The sequence below is a fragment of the Providencia sp. PROV032 genome (genome assembly GCF_028484875.1).
GTDB classification, from domain to species: domain Bacteria; phylum Pseudomonadota; class Gammaproteobacteria; order Enterobacterales; family Enterobacteriaceae; genus Providencia; species Providencia rettgeri_E.
In genome coordinates, this window is the sequence record NZ_JAMPSX010000002.1 from 129,819 (window position 1) to 156,768 (window position 26,950).

General features: G+C 43.2%; 25 protein-coding genes and 2 CRISPR repeat arrays. Of the genes, 13 read left to right on the plus strand and 12 right to left on the minus strand.

The annotated features are described in order from the left end of the window. The first annotated feature begins 93 nt into the window (after positions 1-93). The 13 genes from fliF to fliR all read left to right on the plus strand — a co-directional run bounded on the left by fliF (position 94) and on the right by fliR (position 11,048). Positions 94-1,779 carry a flagellar basal-body MS-ring/collar protein FliF gene (gene fliF / locus PSF42_RS01250; RefSeq protein WP_272679307.1) on the plus strand — a complete coding sequence of 562 codons (1,686 nt, stop codon included), beginning with the start codon at positions 94-96 and terminating at the stop codon, positions 1,777-1,779. Continuing rightward, positions 1,776-2,768 (plus strand): flagellar motor switch protein FliG, encoded by a 993-nt coding sequence (gene fliG / locus PSF42_RS01255; protein WP_004255600.1) that lies wholly within the window; start codon positions 1,776-1,778, stop codon positions 2,766-2,768. The genes fliF and fliG overlap by 4 nt, the downstream gene beginning before the upstream one ends. Continuing rightward, positions 2,761-3,489 (plus strand): flagellar assembly protein FliH, encoded by a 729-nt coding sequence (gene fliH / locus PSF42_RS01260; protein ID WP_272679308.1) that lies wholly within the window; start codon positions 2,761-2,763, stop codon positions 3,487-3,489. Before fliG ends, fliH begins: the two co-directional genes overlap by 8 nt. Beyond that, a complete protein-coding gene (fliI, locus tag PSF42_RS01265) occupies positions 3,486-4,850 on the plus strand; it encodes a flagellar protein export ATPase FliI (RefSeq protein ID WP_102139622.1) in 1,365 nt (454 codons plus the stop codon). Before fliH ends, fliI begins: the two co-directional genes overlap by 4 nt. A gap of 11 nt (positions 4,851-4,861) precedes the next feature. After that, positions 4,862-5,305: a flagellar export protein FliJ gene (fliJ, locus tag PSF42_RS01270; RefSeq protein WP_102139621.1), complete on the plus strand. Its 444-nt coding sequence runs from the start codon at positions 4,862-4,864 to the stop codon at positions 5,303-5,305. Beyond that, on the plus strand, positions 5,306-6,673 hold the full coding sequence (locus PSF42_RS01275) for a flagellar hook-length control protein FliK (protein ID WP_272679309.1): 1,368 nt from the start codon (positions 5,306-5,308) through the stop codon (positions 6,671-6,673). It begins immediately after the preceding gene. Positions 6,674-6,835: 162 nt separating this feature from the next. Further along, a complete protein-coding gene (gene fliL / locus PSF42_RS01280; RefSeq protein ID WP_125890820.1) occupies positions 6,836-7,315 on the plus strand; it encodes a flagellar basal body-associated protein FliL in 480 nt (159 codons plus the stop codon). A gap of 5 nt (positions 7,316-7,320) precedes the next feature. Further along, a complete protein-coding gene (gene fliM, locus PSF42_RS01285; RefSeq protein WP_195698506.1) occupies positions 7,321-8,328 on the plus strand; it encodes a flagellar motor switch protein FliM in 1,008 nt (335 codons plus the stop codon). Then, entirely contained in the window at positions 8,321-8,737 is a 417-nt protein-coding gene (gene fliN, locus PSF42_RS01290) for a flagellar motor switch protein FliN (protein WP_272679310.1), read from the plus strand. The genes fliM and fliN overlap by 8 nt, the downstream gene beginning before the upstream one ends. Positions 8,738-8,759: 22 nt before the next feature. Further along, positions 8,760-9,218 (plus strand): flagellar biosynthetic protein FliO, encoded by a 459-nt coding sequence (gene fliO / locus PSF42_RS01295; protein WP_272679311.1) that lies wholly within the window; start codon positions 8,760-8,762, stop codon positions 9,216-9,218. 12 nt (positions 9,219-9,230) lie between these two features. Then, positions 9,231-9,974: a flagellar type III secretion system pore protein FliP gene (gene fliP / locus PSF42_RS01300; protein ID WP_125890818.1), complete on the plus strand. Its 744-nt coding sequence runs from the start codon at positions 9,231-9,233 to the stop codon at positions 9,972-9,974. 22 nt (positions 9,975-9,996) lie between these two features. Further along, positions 9,997-10,266 (plus strand): flagellar biosynthesis protein FliQ, encoded by a 270-nt coding sequence (gene fliQ / locus PSF42_RS01305; protein ID WP_125890817.1) that lies wholly within the window; start codon positions 9,997-9,999, stop codon positions 10,264-10,266. A gap of 2 nt (positions 10,267-10,268) precedes the next feature. Further along, positions 10,269-11,048: a flagellar biosynthetic protein FliR gene (gene fliR / locus PSF42_RS01310; protein ID WP_125890816.1), complete on the plus strand. Its 780-nt coding sequence runs from the start codon at positions 10,269-10,271 to the stop codon at positions 11,046-11,048. A gap of 491 nt (positions 11,049-11,539) precedes the next feature. Here fliR and PSF42_RS01315 read toward each other — a convergent pair whose 3' ends face one another. The 12 genes from PSF42_RS01315 to PSF42_RS01370 form a co-directional block, all read right to left on the minus strand. Further along, complete coding sequence (locus tag PSF42_RS01315) at positions 11,540-11,812, minus strand: helix-turn-helix domain-containing protein (protein ID WP_248468188.1); 273 nt, start codon at positions 11,810-11,812, stop codon at positions 11,540-11,542. Continuing rightward, a complete protein-coding gene (locus tag PSF42_RS01320) occupies positions 11,799-12,125 on the minus strand; it encodes a type II toxin-antitoxin system RelE/ParE family toxin (protein ID WP_272679312.1) in 327 nt (108 codons plus the stop codon). Before PSF42_RS01320 ends, PSF42_RS01315 begins: the two co-directional genes overlap by 14 nt. A gap of 112 nt (positions 12,126-12,237) precedes the next feature. Then, positions 12,238-12,505: direct repeats of the CRISPR family, unit length 28 nt; unit sequence TTTCTAAGCCGCCTGTATGGCGGTGAAC. 130 nt (positions 12,506-12,635) lie between these two features. Continuing rightward, positions 12,636-13,271 carry a type I-F CRISPR-associated endoribonuclease Cas6/Csy4 gene (gene cas6f, locus PSF42_RS01325; protein WP_272679313.1) on the minus strand — a complete coding sequence of 212 codons (636 nt, stop codon included), beginning with the start codon at positions 13,269-13,271 and terminating at the stop codon, positions 12,636-12,638. Positions 13,272-13,279: 8 nt separating this feature from the next. After that, a complete protein-coding gene (gene csy3, locus PSF42_RS01330; RefSeq protein ID WP_272679314.1) occupies positions 13,280-14,302 on the minus strand; it encodes a type I-F CRISPR-associated protein Csy3 in 1,023 nt (340 codons plus the stop codon). Between the two features lie 3 nt (positions 14,303-14,305). Beyond that, positions 14,306-15,250: a type I-F CRISPR-associated protein Csy2 gene (gene csy2, locus PSF42_RS01335; protein WP_272679315.1), complete on the minus strand. Its 945-nt coding sequence runs from the start codon at positions 15,248-15,250 to the stop codon at positions 14,306-14,308. Next, on the minus strand, positions 15,247-16,515 hold the full coding sequence (gene csy1, locus PSF42_RS01340; RefSeq protein ID WP_272679316.1) for a type I-F CRISPR-associated protein Csy1: 1,269 nt from the start codon (positions 16,513-16,515) through the stop codon (positions 15,247-15,249). Before csy1 ends, csy2 begins: the two co-directional genes overlap by 4 nt. A 27-nt stretch (positions 16,516-16,542) precedes the next feature. Further along, positions 16,543-20,013 carry a type I-F CRISPR-associated helicase Cas3f gene (cas3f, locus tag PSF42_RS01345; protein ID WP_272679317.1) on the minus strand — a complete coding sequence of 1,157 codons (3,471 nt, stop codon included), beginning with the start codon at positions 20,011-20,013 and terminating at the stop codon, positions 16,543-16,545. Further along, positions 20,010-20,984 (minus strand): type I-F CRISPR-associated endonuclease Cas1f, encoded by a 975-nt coding sequence (gene cas1f / locus PSF42_RS01350; RefSeq protein WP_272679318.1) that lies wholly within the window; start codon positions 20,982-20,984, stop codon positions 20,010-20,012. Before cas1f ends, cas3f begins: the two co-directional genes overlap by 4 nt. Before the next feature lie 155 nt (positions 20,985-21,139). Continuing rightward, positions 21,140-21,827: a CRISPR direct-repeat array (repeat unit 28 nt; unit sequence TTTCTAAGCTGCCTGTATGGCAGTGAAC). A 278-nt stretch (positions 21,828-22,105) separates the two neighbouring features. Further along, on the minus strand, positions 22,106-23,041 hold the full coding sequence (gene flgL / locus PSF42_RS01355; RefSeq protein ID WP_125890814.1) for a flagellar hook-associated protein FlgL: 936 nt from the start codon (positions 23,039-23,041) through the stop codon (positions 22,106-22,108). A gap of 28 nt (positions 23,042-23,069) precedes the next feature. Beyond that, positions 23,070-24,713, minus strand: coding sequence for a flagellar hook-associated protein FlgK (gene flgK, locus PSF42_RS01360; RefSeq protein WP_248468176.1), 1,644 nt, complete (start codon positions 24,711-24,713; stop codon positions 23,070-23,072). A gap of 141 nt (positions 24,714-24,854) precedes the next feature. Beyond that, positions 24,855-25,835, minus strand: coding sequence for a flagellar assembly peptidoglycan hydrolase FlgJ (flgJ, locus tag PSF42_RS01365; RefSeq protein WP_272679319.1), 981 nt, complete (start codon positions 25,833-25,835; stop codon positions 24,855-24,857). Next, positions 25,835-26,938, minus strand: coding sequence for a flagellar basal body P-ring protein FlgI (locus PSF42_RS01370; protein ID WP_102139600.1), 1,104 nt, complete (start codon positions 26,936-26,938; stop codon positions 25,835-25,837). The genes flgJ and PSF42_RS01370 overlap by 1 nt, the downstream gene beginning before the upstream one ends. Positions 26,939-26,950: the final 12 nt, after the last annotated feature.

The window sequence follows — 26,950 nt, forward strand, 5'->3', positions numbered from 1 at the left end:
AAAGTGAAAAAGTGACGTTACGAAGAGGGAAATAACATTGTTTCACCAAAAGTATTTTCATCCGTCTAGTAGTCTGCCAAGCAGGGAATATTTATGAGTGCCGCATCTAAAGACACGGGGGAGGCCAAAAAGGGTTTTGCCTCTATAGTTGAAAGGATTAAAGCTGATCCTAAAATACCGTTAATGATTGCGGCGGCTGCGGCTGTTTCAATTATTGTCGCCCTTCTCCTCTGGTTACGCAGCCCTGACTACCGTGTGCTTCTTAGCAATTTAAGTGCTAAAGATGGTGGCGATATTGTTGGCCAGTTAACTCAGATGAATGTGCCTTATCAAATTGCTGATAATGGTAGCGCTATTTTAGTTCCTGCAGATAAAGTGCATGAATTACGTTTAAAACTCGCTCAATCAGGTTTACCCAAAGGCGGCAATACCGGTTTTGAATTATTAGATAAAGAACAATTTGGTATCAGCCAATTTAGTGAGCAAATCAACTACCAACGCGCATTAGAGGGTGAACTCTCTCGAACTATTGAATCACTAAGCCCAGTACAAAGTGCTCGGGTGCATTTAGCCATTCCTAAACCGACCTTATTTGTGCGAGAGCAAAAGCTACCAACCGCTTCGGTGACGGTCGGTTTATTACCGGGAAGAATGCTTGATGAGGGACAAATCAGCGCCATTGTCCATATGGTATCGAGTAGCGTAACAGGCCTAACCGCCAGTAATGTCATTATTGTTGACCAAGCGGGTCGCTTACTCACCAATAACGATAATAGCCAGCAATCGGCAAACAGCGCACAAATTAAAATGACCAAAGAGATGGAATCCCATCTCAAACAACGCATCGAAGATATTCTGTCTCCGTTAGTCGGTCGTGCCAATATTCATGCCCAAGTCACCGCACAAATGGATTTCTCGAAAGTTGAGCAAACTTCAGAGGAATATAAGCCCAACCAAACACCAGACAGCGCTGCTATTCGTTCCCGCCAAAACAGCCAAAGTATGCAAAATAACAATGGCGGAACAGGTGGAGTGCCCGGTGCGCTTTCCAATCAACCCGTTAGTGCGCCAAATGCACCAATTGAAACCAATAAAGACAATAAAGATGGCGCTCAAACGGCAAATAACCGTAATAGCGTTTCGAACTCACAAAGCGATGAAACCACAAATTACGAAGTCGATCGCAAAATTAGTCACACTCAACGGCAAATTGGTGTCGTCGATAGGCTCTCGGTCGCAGTTATTGTCAATTACCATTCCCAAGATGGTGAAAATGGTCCAGAAATGAAGCCATTGCCGCCAGAGATGCTGCAACAAATTGAAGCATTAACACGCGAAGCAATGGGCTTTTCCACTGCACGTGGGGATTCTCTCAACATTACGAATTCATTGTTTACCAATGAAACCCCAGTTGAAGAAATGCCTTCGTTACTTGAAAGCCCACAATTTATTGCTCAGCTTCTGGATTACGGAAAAATACTGCTTATTGCCATTATTGCTTGGTTTATGTGGCGTTTTGGTATCAAACCACAATGGGTTAAATACCGTAAAACACAGCAAGCCCAAGCCGAAGCTGAGGTTTTTGTTGCTACACAACTGAAAACTCCGCTCGTGGTTGATGAAGCGATTGATGAAGAAATGGATGAGCAAACACGCCGTCGCCTGACTCGTCAACGCGTTAGCGCTGAGATCCAAAGCCAACGCATACGTGAAATGGCAGAAAAAGACCCACAAATCGTGGCAATGGTTATCCGTCAGTGGTTAGGAAAATCCCAATGAGTTTAAGTGGAACAGAAAAAAGCGCCGTGATGTTAATGACTCTCGGTGAAGATCAGGCTGCAGAAGTCTTTAAGCACCTGAATCCTAAAGAAGTTCAACAATTGAGTATGGCGGTGTCAAACATGCGCCAAATCTCAAATAACGAACTGGCAGAAGTATTAACGGAATTTGAAGAGTCAGCGATCCAATTCGCGGCTCTCAATATCAACACGAATGACTATCTGCGTTCTGTATTGGTGAAAGCACTTGGCGAAGAACGCGCTGCAAGCCTACTTGAGGATATCTTTGAAAAACAAGAAACGACTTCAGGGATCGAAAGCCTCAACTATATGGAACCCCAAACCGTTGCCGATATCATCCGTGATGAACATCCACAAATTATCGCCACCATTTTGGTTCACTTAAAACGCAACCTTGCAGCGGATGTCCTCGAATTATTCGAAGAGCGCCAACGCAACGATATTATGTTACGTATCGCCACCTTTGGGGGGGTTCAACCTGCTGCATTAGCGGAATTAACCGAGGTATTGAACAACTTACTGGATGGCCAAAACCTCAAACGCAGCAAAATGGGTGGCGTGAGAACTGCGGCAGAAATCATCAACTTGATGAAAAGCCAGCAAGAAGAAAGCGTTATCGATGCAATGCGTGATTACGATGGTGAACTGGCTCAACGCATTATTGACGAAATGTTCCTATTCGAAAACCTTATCGAGGTGGACAACCGCAGCATTCAACGTATTTTGCAGGATGTTTCGACAGACTCACTGGTTATTGCCCTGAAAGGCAGCAACCAAGCTCTGCGCGACCACTTCCTCAACAATATGGCCGCTCGTGCTGCAGAAATCGTGCGCGACGATTTGGAATCGCGCTCTCCTGTGCGTATGTCCCAAGTGGAAAACGAACAAAAAGCTATTTTGCTTATCGTTCGCCGTTTAGTCGAAAAAGGCGAAATCGCTATAGGTGGTGGAGACGATGTCTATGTCTAAGTCAACAATTCCAAATGACCAATGGCAGCCTTGGCAACTGCGTGAGCTTAATCAATGGGACCTCAACTCAGGTATCCCTGCACTAAGCGATGTCCCTGAGCCTGATGCGCCAAAAGTCCCGTGCCTTGAGCCAAAAGAAGTGTTAGAGCAAATTAACTTGCTCGATAACATTAAAGAAGATGCTCAGCGCACTGGTTTCCAACAAGGGCATGAAAAAGGCCAGCAAGAAGGTTACCAAGCAGGCTTTGAGCAAGGCTTGCGAGCTGGAGAAGAACAAGGGCGTGAGCAAGCGCTCGCTATGCAACAACCCGTGATTGAAACATGGCAAAAATTGCTGTCTGAATTTAATTATTCACTTGATACCTTTGATACGGTGGTGACCACAAAGCTGCTGCAGATAGCTTTAACCGCAGCGAAGCAAGTCTTAGGGCAATCTACCGTCTGTGATGGCACCGCTTTGCTGGAAGAAATCAGCCACTTACTGCAGCAAAAACCGATTTTTGCAGGGCAGCCTGAACTGCACGTCAACCCAAATCATTTTGAATTGATTGAACAGCATCTCGGTTCCCTGCTCAACTTAAATGGTTGGCGCTTAGTAGCAGATCCTAAATTGCATATTGGTGGTTGCCGAGTCGTCGCAGAAGACGGTGAAATCGATATGACTGTGGCGACACGCTGGCAAGAGTTGTGCCGTTTATATGCACCGGAGAGCTTTTCATGACTGCACGATTGGGACGCTGGATTGCCTCGTTGGACGATTTAGAGTCGCGGATGAAAGGGATCCCGATGGTGCGCCGTTATGGCCGCCTCACAAAAATCACCGGCTTAGTGATGGAAGCCGAAGGCATTAAAATGCCTTTAGGGGCAACTTGCTTTATTGAGCGCTCAATTAATGGCGGCTCAGACGAGGTGGTCTGTGAAGTCGTCGGTTTTAACGGCCCAAGAATGCTACTGATGCCATTAGCTGACCTCGAGGGGATCGCTCCTGGTGCGCGTGTTTATGCGCAATCAACCGGAGATGACGGGCAAACCAGCCGCTTATTACCCATTGGTAATGAATTATTAGGCAGAGTGCTTGATGCCCAAGGCAACCCATTAGACGGGAAAGGCCCATTAGAGGTAAAAACACGCGCCCCTTTAATTACCCCCCCCATAAACCCATTGGAACGAACGCCTATTAGCAGTGTATTGGATGTCGGTGTTCGGGCAATCAATGCGTTATTGACGGTTGGTCGAGGCCAACGTATGGGCCTATTCGCTGGCTCTGGTGTAGGTAAAAGTGTATTACTCGGCATGATGGCGCGCTTTACTCAAGCCGATATTATCGTCGTTGGGTTGATCGGTGAACGTGGTCGTGAAGTTAAAGATTTCATTGAAAATATTTTAGGGGCTGATGGCTTAAAACGTGCTGTTGTCGTTGCGGCACCCGCCGATGTGTCCCCTCTATTACGCATGCAAGGCGCCTCTTATGCCACGCGTATCGCAGAGTATTTTCGCGATAAAGGCTTAAGTGTGTTGCTGATTATGGACTCACTCACCCGCTACAGTATGGCGCAACGTGAAATTGCGTTAGCCGTAGGCGAGCCCCCTGCAACCAAAGGCTATCCACCTTCTGTTTTTGCCAAATTACCTGCTTTAGTTGAGCGTGCGGGGAATGGGAAAAATGGTGGGTCAATTACAGCCTTCTATACCGTTTTAACTGAGGGAGATGACCAACAAGACCCGATCGCCGACTCAGCTCGGGCGATTTTGGATGGCCATATTGTCCTTTCACGTTCCTTGGCAGAGTCAGGGCACTACCCTGCGATTGATATCGAGGCATCCATCAGCCGAGCAATGACTGAACTCATTCCTAAAGAGCATTACCGAAAAATACAACGTTTCAAACAGTTAACCTCCAGTTACCAACGTAACCGAGACTTAATTAACGTAGGCGCATATGCCATGGGCAGTGACCCTATGTTAGATACGGCAATTCAGTATTATCCGCGGATGTCGACGTTTTTGCAGCAGGATATTGATGAACGATGTGACTATCAAACCGCATGTGATCAGCTCACTCAAGTGGTTCCCAACGAATAACGAGGGGATAAATGGCCAAAAATAATGCCTTAACAACATTACTCACCTTAGCCGTCGAAGCCTCAGAAGAAGCGGCTAAGGTGTTAGCCCAAGTGCGCCAAACCCATACACAAATGGCGCAGCAACTGAATATGTTGGAAAACTACCAATCCGAGTATCGTCAAAAGCTCAACCAAACTTTACATACGGGTATGGAATCGGATAAGTGGCAGAATTATCAGCAATTTTTGGTCACATTGGAGCTGACCATCGAACAACAGCAACAGCAGCTAAATTTATGGGAACAACGCGTTAGTGAAGCTAATCGTCATTGGCAAGAAAAACAACAGCGTGTCAATGCGTTCGACACATTAATTCAACGTGCTGAACATACTGAATACCAACGTCAAAACCGCTTAGAACAAAAACAAATGGACGAGTTTGCTCAGCGAGCGACTTTACGGAGACCTCAATAAATGGATATCAATGCCCTGAATGTGCCAACTGCGTCATCAACTAAAAACAATAATACCCAACAAAATGAATCGCGCACTGATGAAAATCAAGCCCCTGCGCTTCCCTTCCAAGCCATGCTTGATAACCAGCAACCGATTGAAAAACAACATGTCGCCAATCAACCAGTCAATGAAGAAGCGCTTAACAAAGACATTGTTGACAACAAACTGGCAATAGCGAGTAAAGAAACGGTTGAACAAACCCAAGTTGGGCAAAAAAATGCTGAAAACACGATTGAACAACTGAATTTTAGCCGTAGCCTGCGTGCCGATAGCGTGCAAACTGCACTTAATACTGAGTTATTGACAGGCAAAGATGCCAACGAGCAAGCGTGGCTAAATAACTTAAAACAGTCATTAACTGGCCAAGTGCAAACGGTGGCGAATACGGCAATCAAAACTGAATCCCATCCAGTGTTAGGCGCGTTTACTCAAAAAATGCAGCATTTAACGGATAATACCAATGGCATCATTAATGACGATGATGGCAAACACCTTGAAGGTTCACAGCTACAGTTAGCAGGCGAAGAAGACAGCCCGGAACTTGGGGTATTTATTAAGAATGAAAAAGAAGAGCGTCGTGACCAATCTCATTTTCCCCTTGATAACCAACGCGAAATACGTGGCAAAAATTTAACTGCGGATTTTATGCCATTGAATAAAAAAGTGAGTGATAAAGAGCCCATATTGAACCTACAAAACGTATCAAGCGATGCCCTAAACCAGACCGCAAAAGGTGCATTTACGCTACAAACTGAAACGGGTGCGTTTACCACCGCATCTTCACAGCACACAACAACGATGCCAGTTAGTATGATGCCAACGGCAACGACCACACAGGCCGCTGCAATGAATGCGCCCACGGCAACACCAACTATGCATTTAGCCAGTCAATTAGGCAGCGAAGCGTGGCAGCAGCAATTAAGCCAACATATGCTGTTTTTCTCTCGCCAAGGGGTATCTCAGGCACAAATTCGTTTGCATCCAGAAGAGTTAGGCTCACTCAATGTACATTTACGTATCGAAGATAACCAAGCCGTGATGCACTTTGTCTCCCCGCACAGTCATGTGCGAGCCGCTATGGAATCCATGATGCCAGTTTTGCGTAGCGCACTACAAGAAAGCGGCATCCACCTTGCTCAGGGCTCTGTCGGTCAAGATAATTTGAACCATCAGTCAGATAATCCGCAACAAGGTACCCACCAACCAGATGGACAAATTCAAGCAACACATCCATCCATGGGAGCTGTTGGTATTAGCGAAGCAAATGCAACTGCTTCACCAATAACTACCGCATTACGACAAGGTGGCATTAATACTTTTGCATAAAAAACAAACAAATTGCGGTAATTTCCTAGCTAAAGCGCCGAGTTACCGCCTTTTTGTTTCGTTTTTCACTCCTTTAACTCTTGGCAACCAAGCCATAATGCTAGAGATCATAACGTAAAAACCCATCTGGGTTTAGCACCCAAGAAACAGGAATTCAGCTAAATGTCGTCGAGCAAAAAATCAAACAGTTCCAACAAAGGGTTGATTATTCTATTTGCCCTTCTAGCCCTTGCTGGCGCAGGGTTTGGGGGTTATACCTGGTGGACGACACAACAAGGTGCACAAACGGATAGTGAGGAAGAAAAGCGTCCGAATATGCCACAACCTATTTTTATGGAATTAGAGCCATTTACCGTCAATTTAACTGGTGCTGCTGATGCGCCTGATCGCGTGCTCTATATCCATGTGACTTTACGACTCGCGAATGAAAAATCGCGTAAACAGCTTCATGAATATCTCCCTGAAGTCCGTAGCCGGTTGTTACTGCTGCTTTCGGAGCAAAAAGCAAAAAATATCGAGACACATGAAGGTAAGTTGCAGTTAATGAAAGATATTAAGCAAACCCTCACCCCTACCCTGATCCCGGGGGATACCGATCAGGATATTTCTGATGTGTTATTCACTACTTTTATTCTGCGGTAATATTCATGAGCGATAATATTTTATCTCAGGCCGAAATTGATGCGCTGCTTAATGACGATGCGCCATCAAGCAGTACGCCTGTACCAGAGACGCAAGGGAAAGATAATGTTCGCCCTTACGACCCGAATACTCAACGCCGAGTTATTCGGGAACGAATGCAGTCTCTCGAAATCATTAATGAACGTTTTGCTCGCCAATTTCGTATGGGTTTGTTCAATATGTTACGTCGCAGCCCAGATATTACGGTGGGTGGGATTAAAATCGAACCTTATCACGAATTTGCACGTAATTTACCTGTCCCGACTAACTTGAACTTAATTCATATGCCGCCATTACGGGGCACAGCATTGTTTACCTTTGAGCCTGCGTTAGTTTATATCGCTGTCGACAACCTGTTTGGTGGAGATGGCCGTTTTCCGGTGCGCCAAGAAGGTAAAGAATTCACCAATACTGAGCAACGCATTATCAATCGCATGTTGAAACTGGCCTTAGGGGCTTATCGCGATGCATGGAAACCGATTGCCGATATTGAAGTGGAATATGTGCGTTCTGAAATCCAAGTCAAATTCACCAATATCACGACGTCCCCAAATGACATCGTGGTCACCACACCGTTTTTAGTGGAGATAGGCAATACCGTTGGTGAATTCAGTATTTGTATTCCGATCGCCATGATTGAGCCATTGCGTGAGCGCTTAATTAACCCACCAATGGAACAAGGTCACCAAGAAAACGAAACTTGGGTAACCAACCTTGTTACCCAAGTGAAACGCTCTGAACTTGAATTGGTCGCCAACTTTGTTGACATTCCAATGCGAATTTCTCGTTTACTGCAACTGCAAAAAGGGGATGTGCTCCCAATTGAGAAGCCTGACCGTCTCATCGTTAATGTTGATGGCGTTCCCGTATTAACCAGTCAATACGGTACTCAAAATGGCCAGTATGCATTGCGTGTAGAACATTTGATTAACCCTGTATTAAACACTCTAGATGAGGAAAGTACCAATGAGTGAGGCGAAGAATTCTCCTGATGCATCAACCAATCACGACAGTGAAGACCTATGGGCTGAAGCGCTGGAACAGCAAAAAAAAGCGGAATCCGCCTCAGCTGGTGCACAGGCTTTTGATAACTTTGATGGACAAAACCCACTAAACCAATTGTCCGATATCGATATGATCATGGACATCCCAGTGCGCCTTTCAGTGGAGCTGGGTCGCACTAAAATGACCATAAAAAAATTACTGAGCTTATCCCAAGGTTATGTGGTGTCTCTGGATGGCTTAGCGGGTGAACCATTGGATATTTTAATCAATGGCTATTTAATCGCACAAGGTGAAGTGGTCGTGGTTTCAGATAATTACGGTATTCGTATTACTGACATCATTACGCCTTCCGAACGTATGCGCCGTTTAAGTCGTTAAATAACAACATGAGTCGCTAATAATGGCAATATCCAATCAAGCTGAGCAGGCACCAACATCTGTGCCTTTTTTATCAACAACCATTTCCCCCAGTGAACCTAATGTACCGGCTATTGACCACAATAATAGCTTAACGCAGATATCGGGCACTTTGGGGGGGATCATTTTATTGATATTAGCCGGTGCTTGGTTGGTGAAAAAATTAGGATTTGCGCCAAAGAAAATGGGTAAAGCGCAAATCATAAACGTCAAAAGTAGCTGCTCATTAGGTAATAAAGAGCGAGTTGTGGTTGTCGAGGTGAACAATGCGTGTTTGGTATTAGGTGTCACCGCACACAATATCAGCCTCTTACACCAGTACTCACCAGAACCTGAGAACACAACGGTATTGCCAGTTGAACCGCTCACATTTCAGTCTTTATTAAAGAAAAAACAAGAGGCTGCAAGATTTTCAGCTTCAGTGACACCTATGCATAAGTAATCGGAAACGCTCATGTTATCTTTTAAATCTCTATTTACGATTACTGCCCTCTTGTTTTTATTGCCAAATTCCGCCTCTGCGGCGCTGCCTGCGATCGTCAGTCACTCCCTTGCTGATGGTGGGCAAACTTGGTCTTTACCTGTTCAAACACTGTTATTTTTAACTTTATTAGGCTTTATTCCCGCCTTATTGTTAATGATGACCAGTTTTACCCGCATCATTATTGTTTTAGGTTTATTGCGTAACGCACTCGGAACGCCCTCCGCACCGCCCAATCAAGTCTTGCTAGGCTTGGCGCTATTTTTAACCTTTTTTGTGATGTCCCCCGTTGCTGACCAAGTTTACCGCGAAGCCTACCAACCGTTTAGCGAAGACAAAATTAGCCTCGAAACGGCTTTAGAGAAAGGAACCGCACCATTAAGAACCTTCATGTTAGGACAAACACGGGAATCTGACTTAGCCCTGTTTGCAAGAATAGCGAAAGTGGGTGAAATTCAAGAAGCGAAAGATGTTCCTTTACGTATTTTAGTGCCAGCTTTTATTACCAGCGAACTCAAAACCGCATTCCAAATTGGCTTTACCATTTTTATTCCATTTTTAATCATCGACTTAGTGGTGGCTAGTGTCTTGATGGCATTAGGGATGATGATGGTTCCCCCCGCAACAGTTTCATTGCCATTCAAATTAATGCTGTTTGTATTAGTCGATGGCTGGCAATTATTGCTTGGCTCATTATCGCAAAGCTTTTTTAATTAGGTTTATTTTACTTGGAGTAGTCATGACACCTGAATCAGTGATGGCGATGGGAACAGAGGCGATGAAAATCGCACTGATGCTAGCGGCTCCTTTGTTATTAGCCGCTTTAGCCGCGGGTTTAATTATCAGCTTACTGCAAGCCGCCACGCAAGTGAATGAAATGACATTGTCTTTTATTCCTAAAATTTTGTCGGTCATTTCTGTGATCATTATTGCAGGGCCCTGGATGTTGAATTTGCTCATCGACTATATGCGCTCGTTGTTGAGCAATTTACCGTTTATTATTGGCTAACAATGTTAACCATTACCAGTGAAACGCTCACATTGTGGCTAAGCCAAGGTTTCTACCCTTTCATACGCCTTTTGGCGCTGCTTGGTACAGCGCCCTTTTTTAATGAAAAACAGGCAATTACCAAAGTTCGCGTCGCATTGGCCTTTTTTGTCGTCTTGATTGTTTCCCCCCAACTTCCTGTTGTGAATATTCCCTTATTTTCTGCCATGGGGTTATGGGTTATTGTGCAGCAAATGGTGATTGGTATTGCGATGGGCTTAACAATGCAAATGGCGTTTGCTGCTGTGCGCCATGCGGGGGAGGTGATTGGTTTACAAATGGGGTTATCCTTCGCCACCTTTTTTGACCCGACAGGTGGGCCCAACATGCCGATTTTAGGCCGCATATTTAACGTCATCACTATTTTATTATTTCTCGCTTTCGATGGGCACTTGTGGCTTATCTATATTGTGGTCAATTCATTTGAGCTTATCCCAATTCAAACTGCCCCATTAAATCGTGATGGTTTTTGGGTATTTGTTCAATTCGCTAATACTATATTTATTAATGGGTTAATGTTAGCACTGCCGTTCATTACACTATTTCTCATTCTTAACCTTGCCCTAGGTATTCTAAACCGCATGACACCGCAATTGTCGGTGTTTGTAGTGGGTTTCCCCCTCACCTTAACCATTGGTATCAGTATGTTAGGGGTGATTATTTCGATCCTTCCCCGCTATACCGAACGACTTATCCACCAAGCTTTCGAGCAGCTATCATTGATGTTTAATTTGTTTGTTTGAGTATCGATACATATGTTATGAATTAATTAGTTAATAAAACCATTTGGTAATTCTAATTATTAAGGTAAAGCTATAAAAACTTATTTTGAATTCAATATTCATTGATTTCTCCTATTATTAAACCGACATATTATACCCATTACTTTTTTCGGGCGATTCTCATAAAAATCCGCCTGCATGGCGGTGAACATACCCATTACTTGTTTCGTTTCTAAGCTGTCAATTGACAGTTATCTATTTACTTAATTAATGCGGTACGCAGAGAAATCTAAGATGAATTGTTTTTGACGTAAAGATTAAAAGTTAATATGGGATGACTAATTAAAAGTAAATAAAATTTATCTTAAAATAGCGTAGACAATAATAAATAATGGGTATTTTCTTATAATTTCTAAGCCGCCTGTATGGCGGTGAACTATTTTTCTACACTTACCATGTCAGTACTGAATTCTTAGCTGCCAGTGCAGTCATTATAATAAAAACAGATAATCTTAAAGGGCTATTATTGGGTGTTTAATACCACATGCAGCAGCATACTTTACAATGCTTTTAATGCTCGCATTATTCACATTACTCTCCAACCTTGTGATCGTTGATGGATTAACCCCTATAATTTCAGCGATTTGAACTTTCGTTAACCCAGCTGACTCTCTCCACTCCTTAAGCATTGCCTGCAATTTTTCAGTTCTAATTTCTTCTTCATAAGCAGCTTGGTATTCTGGATCTGTCATCCATTCATCATGTAGCTCTTTATGTGTTTTCATCGTTTAGTAGCTCCAATAAACGTTTCTTAGCTAAATAAAACTCTGATTTTGGGGTTCTTTGTGACTTTTTGATAAAGATCCTGAGCATAAAAATTGTTTTACCTTTGTGATAAACCCATAGCCCCCTAGCTATTTCACTTCCCATGGTTCTTATTTCAAATAAACCCTCTCCCAGCGATTTAGTCGCTGGCTCTCTTAAGTTATTAGCTGATAACTCTAATTTTTTAATTAGACGGTCATATTTTACCTTGATTTTTAAAGGTAGTGCATTTGCTTCTTTTTCAGCCTCAGAATGATATTTTACTGTATACATATTCCCTCATCGCAATTTGCACTGTAATGCAAATTGTCTTTTAGTGCAAATCACATTCCATTGTATCGTCTGTATTACATACCAACCACAGTAAATACATTGTCATAATGCATTTCTAAGCCGCCTGTATGGCGGTGAACCAACTCTTTAATGTCCATGCTTACATCGTAGTTTTCTAAGCCGCCTGTATGGCGGTGAACGATATTGTTAAGGCTTTCTCTGTCTGACTCTATTTCTAAGCCGCCTGTATGGCGGTGAACATGCAATCGTGATGTACGGTGAAGGCGCAAATTTTCTAAGCCGCCTGTATGGCGGTGAACAAATTGAGCGTGTTTTGCTGTTTGTGGGCAAATTTCTAAGCCGCCTGTATGGCGGTGAACTATGCACTTTAAAATAAAAATAAAGTAATAACAATCAGTTAAGGGTATTTATTGAAAAATACCCTTTTATTTGCTGATAATTATAACTTACTGATTTATTAGCTTATTTTAAAAGAGCAAAAAACAAAGGTCAAAAATGTGGAACCGTTGCTAAACAAACAGTATCACCCGTTATTTGGCTCAGACCATAACAACTAAATCCCCCAACTTGCATTTGCCCTGCGTCTAACCGTTCAATAAACAAAGGAAAAGGTCGGCTGTCTGCTTGCTTATCTCTGGCATGTAAACTTTCAACCCAAAGAAATGGCAAGCGATTGTTCGCTTTCGGTTTGCTCGCAGACAACGCCTGTAAACACTGTGCTAATGGTTGCCCTGACTTTTCGGACCATAACCGTGCTTTTTGCTGCATATCAGCTTCAATTCGGCGCTGGCCTTTTACATGCTTTCGAATATAACTGACTTGAATATGCTGTTCAGGTACGGTTTGAATCGATTTAATATGCACGTAATCCATTAACCGTACTAACCACTTTTGCACATTTAACTGTTCAAGTTCACCTTGTGTTGTCGCATGCAAACGAATTTTTCTACCTAAGCGAAACCCCACGCTACCGTATTCAGGAAAGGCAACTGCAATCGCACTTTGCCCCTGAGACGTTTTATTATCCACTAGCGCAATATGTATTTGCTGATAAACTTTTTGCCAGAGAAAATCCAATGGAATAGTGGTGTCCGGCAATAAAGTGACCTCCTGATAATAATTCATAGCCCACCTTATTTGTCACTTTCACCAAATACACCGCCACGCACTAAAACCGCCATTACATAGTGTTCATCTTCAATACGTGGCAGTTTTTCACCCCGAGCCCATTTATCAAAATGAGTATAAAAGTCCTGATTATCTTTTGGTGTGCGATAAGCCGTACCGAGGTTAGTCACCGCACCATAGGGTTCAATTGCAATAGCCCCGGCGCCACTTTCGCTACCATACGCAGGGTACCATGTATCAATCGATCGCAAAGCATTACCAATTTTTTGTGAGTGCATCGCAGCATGCCCATTCACATGATAGAGAATTTTACTTTTATCCCCTTTGCCTTTATCCATCACCAACTCTTCGCTTGGATAGACTTCTTGCGCTTTACCGAGTTGAGAATAAGTGGTGATTTCCAGTAATAAGGCTCCTTGAGGATGGGCTAAGGCCGCCGAAATTTTTTCCGCCAACTGTGTGATTTTTTCATCTTTAGCATCAAATTGATGAATACTATATTGTGTGGCATCAAACACCCATTCCATGGGCTGCCCTTTATTGAGGACGTTGACAACCACCTCGATTTGTTCAGCTCCCACGCGATTGCGCCATAAAAAGCGCCCATTGGCGATGTTTTGTGCATAACGGCGACCTAGTTCTTGGAAGCCTTGCTTTTCAATGTAATCTTTAGCCGCTTTTGCATAGCTTTGTTTGAATAATGCGTTATTACAAGCCGATGGGGTTTCAACGCCACCAAGTACTTTTAAAGTGAATTGATGAACTAAAGTATCTTGTTCAGTCCCTAACGCGCAGGCATCCACCGTCTGTAAGTTGGCTTTTTCTACTTCAGAGTTGAGCTTCAACGGGTCATTTTTTACCGCGCCTTTTAAGCGGTTTGAAATCGTCCCTCGTACAGATTTTTCCTGTAACGACAATGGTGAAAATTGCAATTTATTATCCCAGCAAGTGCCATAAAAATAACCGTCCGATGGAACCAATTTTTTCTCAAATGCTAAAACCGATGCAACATCATTATTCTTCGCCATTCGTTACTCTCCACTCAAAATAAAGTTAGCTGCCACTTGTTGGCATAAATAAAGGTTATTAAGTTCGTCATAGCCGTATTCCCATAATATTGCATTGATGTTGTTAATACGGTTTACCAAAACAAATTCGCCAAGTGTGACGATACTTTCTGCAAATCGGTGAGGGACTTCTGGATCTCGCTGGTTTTTTGCTTGCCCTAACGGGGAAATACCTTGATATCCTGTTGAGATAGGCACAATCCAGCCTGCTGTTTTACGTTGAGTCCGCCATTCAAATGACGCCTTGTGCCCATTTTTCTCTTCAACTTCAACACAATTATTTTCCACAACCACATGTTCCAGTAAGGCATCCATTGCATCTTGTCCTTTATCCATAGACTCAATCATTAAGTCACGACGTTCAATCAGGGCATAGCCGGGCATGACACTATTCAGTAAAGCTTGCCTATCTTTTCCATCTGCATCTTCAAACGGCAGGATATGTGTCGTTGGCTTCGCCAGTGACAGAATATCGCCCCCGGCTAATTTCATTGTCATTACCAAGTCATGGATCATATCCAGTATGGCTGAATGCTCAGGCAGTGCTTCAATCTCACCATTTTGGTTAATGGCATACTTAATCAATAAAGAAACCTCTAAGTGGCAACGGGCTTCTTCGATAAATGCTGAACGAGTCCCATCGCTATTTAATGGATTCCCCGTCCCCACAATGGAACTCACATAATCATTAGCGCCACGGTAGGTTTGTAAGTCACAGCGGTGGCTGATCACGGCCAGAGAATCAAGAATAATATCCAATTCACTTGCAGCGCGGAGTTTTCGTTCTAGGGCATGCATAAACCCTAACCAAGCCGTCATGGCAGGAAAGCCAATGGTATAAGGGCTAGATAACGCATTGGCATTGTGTATTTTGATGCGAGGAAGTTTGAGTATATAAGTTGGCGTCATCGTAATAGCTCCTTATTGAGGGCAATAACTTCCGCGATAGCCGCAAGTTCATCATTCCCTAAACGAATCGCTTTTTTCCCCAACACTTTTTTGTAATGCCACATAAATTGCTGAGCAATAAGGGCAATCACCCCTTCTAACCATTCATCTGAGTTATTGCGCCGCTGTTGATCAGGAAACAACCAAATCTGTTGCTCTTTTACAAGCTGGGCTGGTAATTGAATACCATTTTGTTCAAATTCACGCCGGACTTCCCACATAGTTAACATAATGTAGTCTAAGTATTCTTGAATACGTCTATCACGATATTCAATAAAACGGCTACCACGCTGCTCTTTTGGTAGTGAAATTAAGCGATGAAAAGCCTCTAAGCTTTCTTTTACCTGCCAAGGGTCCAATGTATTTGAAAAGAAATCGAAGGTAGGCAAACGCAGCTTTCGTTGCGCTATTTTAGGAGGGAGTGAGGGTAACAAATGAGCCTTACCCGCATTTTGGTTATTGAGCACGGAAATATTTTGTGGCTTAGTTCCCCCATAGCCAATGGTTGTAAGACCATAAATCTCTTGATAGCCAATGTCGCTAAATTCCCCTTTACGTTTTAAGTCTCGCAGTGCTTTAGTTTGTTCAGAAAATCGAATAGCATCAATGCGTTTACGCAGTTCGAAAACTAAGCCTGATGGTGTTAATGGTGATAATAAGTGATATTCGCTATCCTCTAGCCAAACAGGAAAATAAACTTGTTTGATTTTCGAACTAGTCACTACCGTATTATCTACCCCAATCATCTCAAGAAACCCATCCCTAAGAACTTGGTAGTGTTCATTTCCATGGCTAAGCAACTCTTTTGCTAATGCGGTTTCATCCTCAATATGAGCCAATAATGTTTTGCTATCTTGCAATTCAAGCGTAAGAAATTTATACACATCAAGGGCTGCTGCATTACCTAATGCATCCGTTTGCACAATCACGTTTCCAGTGCGTAAAAACCCTTCGTTTTTCCAAGCTGAATTCGCTAATATCGCAGTAACATAACCATTTTTATTCTTTCTAGAGCTTGGGTGGCTAAAAGTACAGGGGTGGGTTGATAACGATATTTGCCCTGCTCGCTTTGCCGCATTCGGCAACCATTGTGGCAATGAAAAAATGGCATCACATTCCTGTTGCAATTGCCGCATTTCATTGTCACTCATTGATGCTTTTGTATTTTTTTTAAGCCATCCCTCTTTGCGCTCTGCAAAAAAGGCCTCTATTGCTGGATCTAACATAGTAAATGGTCCTTGTGACTGGAGTTTTTACTTGGAATTATTAAACGTGCTGAGTCCCATTTGGTCGTTATAATAAAAATGAATGCCACTTTTTTTACGTGGTATAAAACTGATCTCCCCATAGCGCTGAGAAAGCTGTTCCGCTGACTGGTATTCATTTTCACGGTTTTCTAAAGATTGCTGATAATCGCGCACTAGCCATAGCCTGCGTTTTAATGACTCTGCAAGTGGTTGCAAATTTATCCCGTATGCCCCATCAATTTTTACCCAACCACTGTCCTTCTCATATTCACAAAAATGCAGTTTATTTTTTGCTGATAAAATTAGAGATAAACAAATTGTCGGCTCACTTTGTCTAAATGAAAAAAATTGCTGAGAAAGCGCTGTTAGCCCCAAAGCCCCAGAGGTATACCCCCAAAGCACAGGCGGCCTATTTTTAGATAATTCTATTTTTGATAAATGAGAAGATCGCGTTTTCACAGTTGTTTTAGACATAGGCGTTTCTGCCACATCCCCCATCAATTGTTCGATGAATGCATGCTCTAAACAAGCCAAGTTGTTATTTTGCTGATTTTTCCAATTCGCGATTTGTTGAATTCTAGGTACTGCATCGACAGATTTTAATAGTTGCTGTTCATCCACTAGCTCACACAAGTCATGGGTGGACAAACGAAGACTTAGATTGCCATTTTCATAACCCGGTTTACAAAAAACATCCTGCGGCTTTTCTTCAATGAATCCTTTCCAGTTGTATTGCAGCAAAGCGACGTTGGGGTCGGTTATTTCCCCCTCTCGGTGCCGACGAACCCGCCCTGCCATCTGAATGATAGAGCGATAAGATGAAGGTTCGATCACCGCCCAATCGAAATCGTGATCACGTCCAACTTCCTCAACAGGCGTCGCCACTAGAATAAAAATAAGGTGTTTCGCTTGGCCTTGCTGGTGAACGTGGTCAATATGCTGCCGAATAACTGGATTTTGGAAAGCATTAGGTTGCTCTCCCACTTTTTCTTTACGCTTCAATACGGCATCAAGGTGTTTTTCTTGCTCATGACGTAATAGCAACACTTGCTGGCTATGATAGGCCATGGTGCGAATTTCTACCCCGTCCGGCCATTCACTCGCTAATAAATGATGGGTTAATGCAACACAAACCGGAATATTGGCGACACGCACGACGCCAAAGGAAACTTGAAGCTGAGTTTGCATTTCAGTACATGAATGCGCTTGGTGCAGCCTTAAGATCCCTTGCTGAATGTGAGAAAAATAGTGTGTTTGTTGGTCAGAACCTTGTTCCTTTTGCATAGGTACAATAAATGCTTTACGTCGTGCAACTTGTGATTTAAGCGTCTTAATACGTTTTTCAATAAAAGTACGATGGTATTGGCGATAATAATTGAGTGTTTCTTCTTCATCTGCCGCAGTGATCGTTGCAATATGGCATGAGTGGGTACATTTATCTTTTTTACTGTCATATTGTCCCTCATCCACCCAAATACAGCCCACTTGCGGTGATTTTTGCTGGCTAAGCGCATAAACCCGCCAACCCAGTTGATAAGCCTTAAAATAGAAAAGAGCCAATGTAGGGGGGATAGTTGCGGATGAGATCATGACCTTTCTACCCAATGCGCCCGCTAAATAGACTAAACGCCCGATGGCTTTAGAATCATCTCCCGTAAAATCATCAATTTCATCAATAACTAAGTCAGATGACATTAAGCGCAGATAGGGAAGAATATAGCGCCCACCTCGAGTGGTTTCTGTTGCTCCCATCATATGGTCTATGGTGCAGGCTAAGATAGGGGCATAGAGCAATGCCCTGTCTTTTGGTCGTGTTAATACAGTCGAAAGTTCTTCTTCTGGTAAACTGCCTTGCCAGTTCAATTCGAGCCCTTCATCATCAAAAAGACTTTCTTGAGATTCAGAACCAAACTCGGCTAATTGATGAGCATCCTTAATAAACATCTGCTCACTGAGATGTTCTTGATGCAGTTTTAGTACCGCTTTAGAGCCAATCAATACGGCCAGGTTGTCATCTTCTAGCCCCAAACGGTGACGATATTCATCCCCAGTTTGTAGTGTCAATGTGCGCAGCCCTAAAGCAAGAATAAACCGTAAACTTTGTTTATCTTCCGCGAGTGCCTGCATAATCTTGGCATTGGCAACTGTTTTGCCACAGCCAGTACTCGCCATGTTAACGATAAAATACCCTTGCGTTTTATCGTGTTGATCATCCCGATACTGATTGATGGTATTAACCACATCTTCCTGCCAACTGAATTTTCCAGTCGCATTTTTATTATGTTTTAATTCAGGAATATCATTAGCGACTGGCGGTTCAGATTCGAAAAAAGGAAGATATTCTGACACATTGGCTGCAATATTAGCGACATTCAGCAAATGTTCGTCGAGTTTTTGTTTGTACTGAACATCTTTATTGACTCGTTGCGTGTTCGCGTAAAGTGCAATATCTGATTGCCATGTTGAGTCTGCCTCTTTTGAGGAATAATTATGATCCCCTAGCATCAAACACAAGCGTGCTTGTTCTGCGACTAGCCGCCAGCAGCCATTTTCGAGTGCTTCATTCAACAGTGGCAGTTGATGTTTAAGGTGTTCTGCCGCCTGACTGAGCGCTTGTTGCCAAATTTTTGACTCACTCAATAACCCATGAGGAAATTCGAAACATTGATGGATACGCTGTGAATATTCAGCCTCATCATAATAATTTTGATAGCCCCACTGTTTATCCACCAGTTTTAATAATTCGGCTAATGAATCACAGCTTTTACCCTCATATCGCAAACGAGCTTGTTTACTAGCCAAAAAGGGCAATCGGTGATGTGAAACAATCAACCAAACCAGAAGTGAAGCGGCATCAGGTAATTGGCTCAGTGGTGTTTCGCACTGATTGTTTTCCCTTACCCAAGCTTGCAGTTGCTGCTCATGCCATGAGGAGGTAACTAACGCGTCAAGCCAGCTTTCATCCCGTTGTGGTTCGGCTTGGCTTTTTACCAGCGCGCTAAATAGCAATGAAGATACCCATTCGTGGCGCAGGGGATCCCCCTTAAAATGGGTTTTAACATGTGGATTTAACTTGTCTTGAAAAAGTCGCGAAGCTTTTCCCCAGTCATGGAGCAACGCGGCCAACCGAGCAAACCCATTGATGAGTGGCAAATACCTCCAATTATTTTCACGTTCACTACCCAGTAGGGATTTTTCTGTTCGATTAACGGGAACATGCCCTTGTGCATTAAATTTACTTTTATTCCCAACCACCCAAAGTAACTGGCTGCGCGATCGAGAGCGTATCCAGTGGCAACTCACCGCAGTATTGCGGCTGGCACTGCGCCGCAATAATTTTTGTAGCGTTTGCAAGCCTTCTTGAGTGATCAGCGTTTGCCAAGTGTTATCACCAATTCGGTTCGCAAATGCATCTAACACTCGTCGAGTTCGCTTTAAGGCATGTTTTTCACACTGGGAAACAAAGGTAACCATCATAGTGGCATGGCCTGTTGTGGATTTTTCTTTGCTGGCAAAGCCAGTGATTTAACGGTATCGAACATAAAATCAAGGGACTGATGCTCAACAAAAGATTGCAAAACTTGCTGGCGAAATTCTTGCTCACTCGCTCCTTCTTTGCCACAAATAAACGCCCATGGCAATACAATGGCATCTTTGATTAAATCAGCAATATCAAATACTAAAGCCCCACGACGAGTTTTACCGTGCATCACAGCAAAGCCATGAGGAATACCTAATACCCATAAGCAACTTGCAGCTAACCCATAAGCCAGATAATTACCATGGTTTAAAAAGTCATTAGCTTTGTCCGTCGCTTGGTGCTGACGAGTAAAATTCGTTTGCCCTGTATTATTCGCTGCGTACTTATATAAGGTTTTAGTCAGTTGGGCTTCGGTGAGTAATAATTCTTGTGTATCTTGAGCTGCGTCAGTGCGTTGGTGAAAGGTGTTCAATGCGGATTGAATGGTATTATCGTGATAGATAAACTCCTCGTTCTGGAGTTCTCGTGAACTTTGCCATACTTGTTGTAAGTATTTGATGCGTGATTGCTGTAGTACTTTAGCTGCTGCTAAACGTTTTTCATCATCAAACCAAAAGGATAACCAGCCTTGCAGATATTCCGTTGGCCGATACTCTCCTTGTGGTGTTAACCATTCAACTTCGGTGGACATATACAGTGGCGTTCCCCCACCACCACAAAAACCAACAAGCACCCCTGCTTGGGATAGCATTCGCATCGCAGCTTGAGTGATGGAGGTTCCTGTTCCCAGTAACAAAACGGTGGTGTTTGCTATTGGGATATTGAAATAGAGATTTTCGTTTTTGGCTTCGGTGAAATAGAGCACTCGACCATCTTTTTGCATTACCCGGCAATGTTCCAAGTAATACATATTGGCCCGTTTCGAATGTAAAATAGTTTTTAAGTCATTCGGTGAAAAATCATCCATATGAGCTAATTTTCGTCCTTAAATAATAAGATTTTTAAATCAATTAATCCTATTAAAATAACCTTTCTCCCACTAAACAAGCCTTAATCCATGACTAAAGTCCAATCTGCGAAGGGTTTCACAAAATGGTGCGTAAAAAAAACGCTTTGATAATTTTTTTATGCTGCCTGTATGGCAGTGAACTTCCATCACTCATAATCGGCTTGCGTTGCCGTTTTCTAAGCTGCCTGTATGACAATGAACACTATCGCAAGATGTGCAATCTGCCAAGTCAGTTTCTAAGCTGCCTGTATGACAGTGATTGTTTCGTAAAGCCTGGATTTTCTTCAGTACGATTTCTAAGCTGCCTGTATGGCAGTGAACCACTCATCATGGCGTCATTCATTTCAATGGCATTTCTAAGCTGCCTGTATGGCAGTGAACATTTTGAAACTATGTTTGTGAGTGTGCCGAATTTTCTAAGCTGCCTGTATGGCAGTGAACGTGAGGTTGGTTTGTTGCTAGAACTTCTTTGATTTCTAAGCTGCCTGTATGGCAGTGAACCTCACGGAAGTAAAACCAAGAGCGGGTAACAATTTCTAAGCTGCCTGTATGGCAGTGAACGTGAGGTTGGTTTGTTGCTAGAACTTCTTTGATTTCTAAGCTGCCTGTATGGCAGTGAACGAAATGCGAAGCCGCAACCTATCGGATTCAGATTTCTAAGCTGCCTGTATGGCAGTGAACGCACTGGAGCAGGTTCCCCGCTACAACCTAAATTTCTAAGCTGCCTGTATGGCAGTGAACCAGCAATGGCGAATGCTGGGCAGAATTGGTTTTTTCTAAGCTGCCTGTATGGCAGTGAACTATAACTTTCGTAGATTAAAACAAATAAAAACAACGTGCTAGCTTTAAAAAATGAAAAATACCTTTATTTTCAGTACTGGTTGTAACTTATTGTTTAGTCAATGGATTTTTAAAGAGCAAAAATCAAAGGTCAAATTAGGGTAAAACAAACGCAAATTTATGCAATATGAAAAACACAAATAGTGAACTCAAACTTTGAAGTGGTGACTAAAAAAACCAAACAAAAAACCGCGCTTGAATGGCTCCAAAGCGCGGTGAGTAAAAAGAATATTAAATAATTAACGGCTGCCGAAAAGCGACATGCTATTTAAGTCTTTGAAAATACTTTGTGAAGCTTCAAACATCGCTTTTTCTTTATAATAATCTGTGGTGGTGCCAGTCCAATTAGTTTCTAACAACTCACTTTTACGGGCTGCGTTTTGAATCGAGCGCGTGTCAGCTAAAAAATTCAATTTATCAATTTCTTGTAATTGTAAACCTTGCTTAGCTTCAATATTGGAAATTTGATCTAATGCCGATTTAATGGCACGGTTCGCTTCACCCAACTCAGATTGCGCTTGGTCTAAATCTGCTTGTGGTGCGCCTTGCAGTGGTTTTTTCAGTGACTCAATACCCGTATTCAGTGATTTGAAAATATTCACAACACCTTTACTGTCCGTATCAAACACTTGCGCGCCAGTGAAATAAGTCGTCATCTCACGGTCACTCGCCACATTCTGCATAATCGCTTTGTCGCCACCGTGATAAAGCACTTCGCCGTTAGCATCGATTTCAAATGGTGGTTTATCTGATTTAAAACCCGCGAAAATATAGCGGCCATTGCCATCTGTCGAGTTACCCAACGCCACTAACTGCTCTTTCAAACCCGTGAGTTGTTCTGCCAAGGTATTACGGTCTTTATCGCTTAAACTACCTTGGTTTGATGCCTGAATAATGGTGGTATCGATTTGCGTGGTCACATCTGTCATCTGAGTCAAAATACTCATCTGCAGGGTCATTCCTGTTTTAGCAAATCCACGGCTCGCCACATACTGTTGATTTCGGTTCTCTGATTGGTTAATCCGCACCGCTTGCGAAGACGCTTGCGGGTCATCAGAAGGCTTGCTTACACGTTTACCAGACGCTAATTGGCTTCCGGCGTCCATCCAACGCGCTTGCGCGCTATTCATGTCTTGCAAGCGTTGGTGGTAAATCATATTGGTACTTAAACGCATCGCTAAATCCTTATTCTATCGCTAATATTTAGAATGCACGCATCAATGCGTTAAATAAATCATCCACCGTTTTTAACACTTGCGCATTGGCATTGAAAAACTGTTGGATTTTCTGCATCTGAATACTTTCTTCATTCATATTTACGCCAGAGATAGCTTGCTCTTGTTCATAGAAGCTTTCTGTCATTTTGTTCTGTGTTTCAGAATCAATTTGCGCTTGTTTGGTTTTGCTGCCCACATCATTCACTAACGTTGCATAGAAATCAGAAAATGTGGAGCTACCATCAATGAGTTTTTCATCTTGCAATTTCACCAGTTGTTTAATGTTTTCATTATCACCAGGGCCGCTGTCTTTACTTCCCGCGGCTGCAAAATCGGATGCATTGCTCACCAAAGCCTGCATACCGTTGATCACACCACTCACTGGCTTCACCAGAAATGAGTCGCCTTTTGACATACCAGTGCTATTGCTGATTTTGATTTCTAAACCATCAAATTTCAGTGTGCCTGCCGTATTTGAATCAACCGGAACGTTAATGCCTTCGGGTAAACGTGTGACATTCCATTCAGTGCCATCAAAACGCATTTCGTAGTTATTGCCTGTCACTTTAGACACATCGCTATAACTGAGATCAAAATCCGCTTTGCCACTATTATGGGTGTTACTAACAACAGAACCTTTACCAATTTCAAAAAAGTCTTTACCGGTGTTGCCGTTGGCATCGTACCCCTTGCTGTGTACTTCATTGAATTTGGTCGCAAAAACCAATGCTAACTTATTGAGCTTTTGATAAGCCGGGTCCATGACTTCTTGACGAGAACGCAAAATACCACTGAGTTCCCCACCACGGAATGATTCATCAGGAATTTCACGTGCTTGCCCATTCGCGCCCACAAAACCTATACTAAAACGGCTATCATCTTTAGAAGACGGAACGGCTTCTAGGCGATTCGCTTTTTCACCCGTGACCAACGGTAAACCATTAGCAAACGTCACGTTATAGTTTCCGTTTTGCTCAATAACCTTGACACCAATCAATGAGTTAACTTCATTGACTAAACGGTCACGAACATCCAGTAAGTCATTTGGCTCGGAACCACTCACAGAACGGATCCGCGAAATTTGCTGGTTTAAACCGGCAATTTTCTCAGCATAGATATTGATATCTTTAACTTTGTTTTCTATCTGATGATTTGTATCCCGTTCCATTTCCTGCAAACGACGATCTGCTTCTTTAAACTGGCTCAATAATGCATTTGAGTTGCCTAAAAAAACATCAACCAACGTCTTATCACTGGCATCACTGCTGGCCGCATCTAACGCGGTGAAAAAGCTGCCAATGTTACTCGAGATATCTTCAATATCATTAGTAAGCAAATCATCAACTTTATTACAGTTCTTAACGTACGCCTCATAGTCGCCGCTACGCGCGCGGGATTGGCTGTACTGCGCATTGACAAATTCATCAAACTCACGGCGAACATGGCTGAAATAAGTGCCGTTACCAAAATAGCCATTAGGTGTCATCGTACCGGGATTCTCCCCGAAAACAGCACTTTGGCGATGATAGTAACCTACACCTGCGTTGGCTAAGTTGTTAGAAATCACACTTAACCCGCCTTGTGCAGCGTTCACACCACTGAGCGCATTATTCATTACATTGTTCAGCATAAGCTTTTCCTGTTCTGGATGCTCGTCGCCCCCATTGGCTGACACAATGAAAGCGATAGCAACGCAAAGTATTTAGAGCATATTTGGTTATCGGAAATTCAGCGTATTTATTTAGCCCAAACTCGCAATAATTCCGTATTTTTAGAAAATATCGTTCAAATCGATGGTGTAAGCCTGAACCGCCCTTGACGTCGAGAAGCTACTTGTCGGTTGATGGCCGCGTATTTGATTAATCAAGGTGATAAGCTTGTCCGAGTAACCGGGGTCTGTGGCATATCCAGCTTGATGTAAACGACGCGCGGCAATCTCTGGTGTCGGTGCTTTTTTGACATCTTTATAACGCGGGTTTTCGGTCAATAGGTTGATATAATCGGCAATCGCCTCTTCATAAGAGCCATAAACGCGAAAATCATCACGCATTTTGATGGTTTTGCCGTTAATCACTTCTGTTGTCATAATATTCGTGACAGGCCCTTGCCAGTTTTTCCCCGCTTTTATCCCAAATAGGTTATAGCTGGTTTTTCCATCTGATTTCAGAATTTCGCGCTGCCCCCATCCACTTTCTAATGCCGCTTGTGCCAATACCAGAAAATGTGAAATACCACTTTTTTGGCTTGCCGCTTTTGCGGGTTCAATTAAGCGGCTAATAAAATTACTGCTATTTAGCGATAACGCTTTGATTTTTTGGAATGGTGCCGATAACGCATCGCCCATTGGGGCAAAGTGGCGCATCATTTGTTCCATATTAAATGGCGGTAATGATTGCGCTGTTTTTTCATCTAACGGTAGCAGGCTATTGGGTATTGGCTCACTTGAAGTGTGCTGGTCTCGCGTAAGCTGCTGGTACATCATATCCCCAAAACCTAAGCCTTTTTGCGACAGATCTTGGGCGATTTGCTGGTCATACATACTGGTGAGCATGCGTGTTTGGTCGCTGGAAAATAAACCATCTTGTGGGAGTGCGTCACGCATACTTTTTAGCATCAATTGAACGAATGTTGCCTCAAGTTGCTGCGTGACGTGGCGCAGCCCTTGCGCCGAATTTTTATTCAGTTCACCTTTTAACTGCCCCAGCGACTGTAAATCAAATGCGGCACCTTGCAATAGCTGCATGTTACTCATTAGATGATCTCCAGTTTCGCGCGTAAACAGCCTGCACTTTCCATCGCTTGCAGTATCGACATCAGGTCGTTCGGTGTTGCACCGAGTGTATTCAGCGCTTGAATGACTTGGTTTAATTGCACACTGGCGTTGACTTTTTGCAATGCTCCGCCCCTATCTTGTACTCCGACACTGGTGTTACGAGTCACCACGGTTTGCCCACCCGCAAATGGGGTATCCGGTTGGCTCACTTGAGTTTGTCTCTCTACCGTGACGGCTAAACTACCGTGCGCAACAGCACAGCTATCTAGTGTGACACTGCGGTTAATCACCACAGAACCGGTGCGTGAATTGAGGATCACTTTCGCTTCAGCCACTGGCGCACGTACATTCAGTTCTTGCACTCGTGCTAAAAAGCGCACTTGGTCACGATTATTAGCTGGAACCAGTAATTGCACTGTTCTTGAATCTAACGCAGACGCGGTTCCCATACCGCCCATTCGGTTAATTGCATCTGCAATATCTTGTGCCAATGTGAAGCTATCTTCGTTTAATTGCAGGTTAATCGCACCACTTTGCCCGAAACTGCTCGGTAATTCGCGTTCGATAGTGGCTCCACCAGTAATACGGCCACCATTGAGTTGATTGACTTTAATGCTGCTACCGCCGCCACTGGCACCCGCACCACCCACTAAGATGTTCCCCTGAGCCATCGCATAAATTTGCCCATCAACCCCTTTGAGCGGTGTCATCAGCAACGTACCACCACGTAAGCTTTTCGCGTTACCCATGGAGGAAACAACAATATCCACGGATTGACCTGTACGTGCGAACGGAGGCAATTTCGCAGTGACCATAACGGCAGCCACATTTTTCAATTGCATATTGGTACCCGGTGGCACGGTGATCCCCATTTGCGACAGCATGTTATTCAAACTTTGTGTCGTAAACGGCGTTTGCATGGTTTGGTCACCAGTCCCATCTAAACCCACAACTAAACCATAGCCAATTAAGGCGTTATCCCGCACGCCTTGAACGGTAGTTAAATCTTTAATACGCTCACTGTGTGCTGAGAAAGCGAAGCAAAAAAATAGTGATAGCAAAATTAATACGTTGTTTTTCATTGAATTATCTCG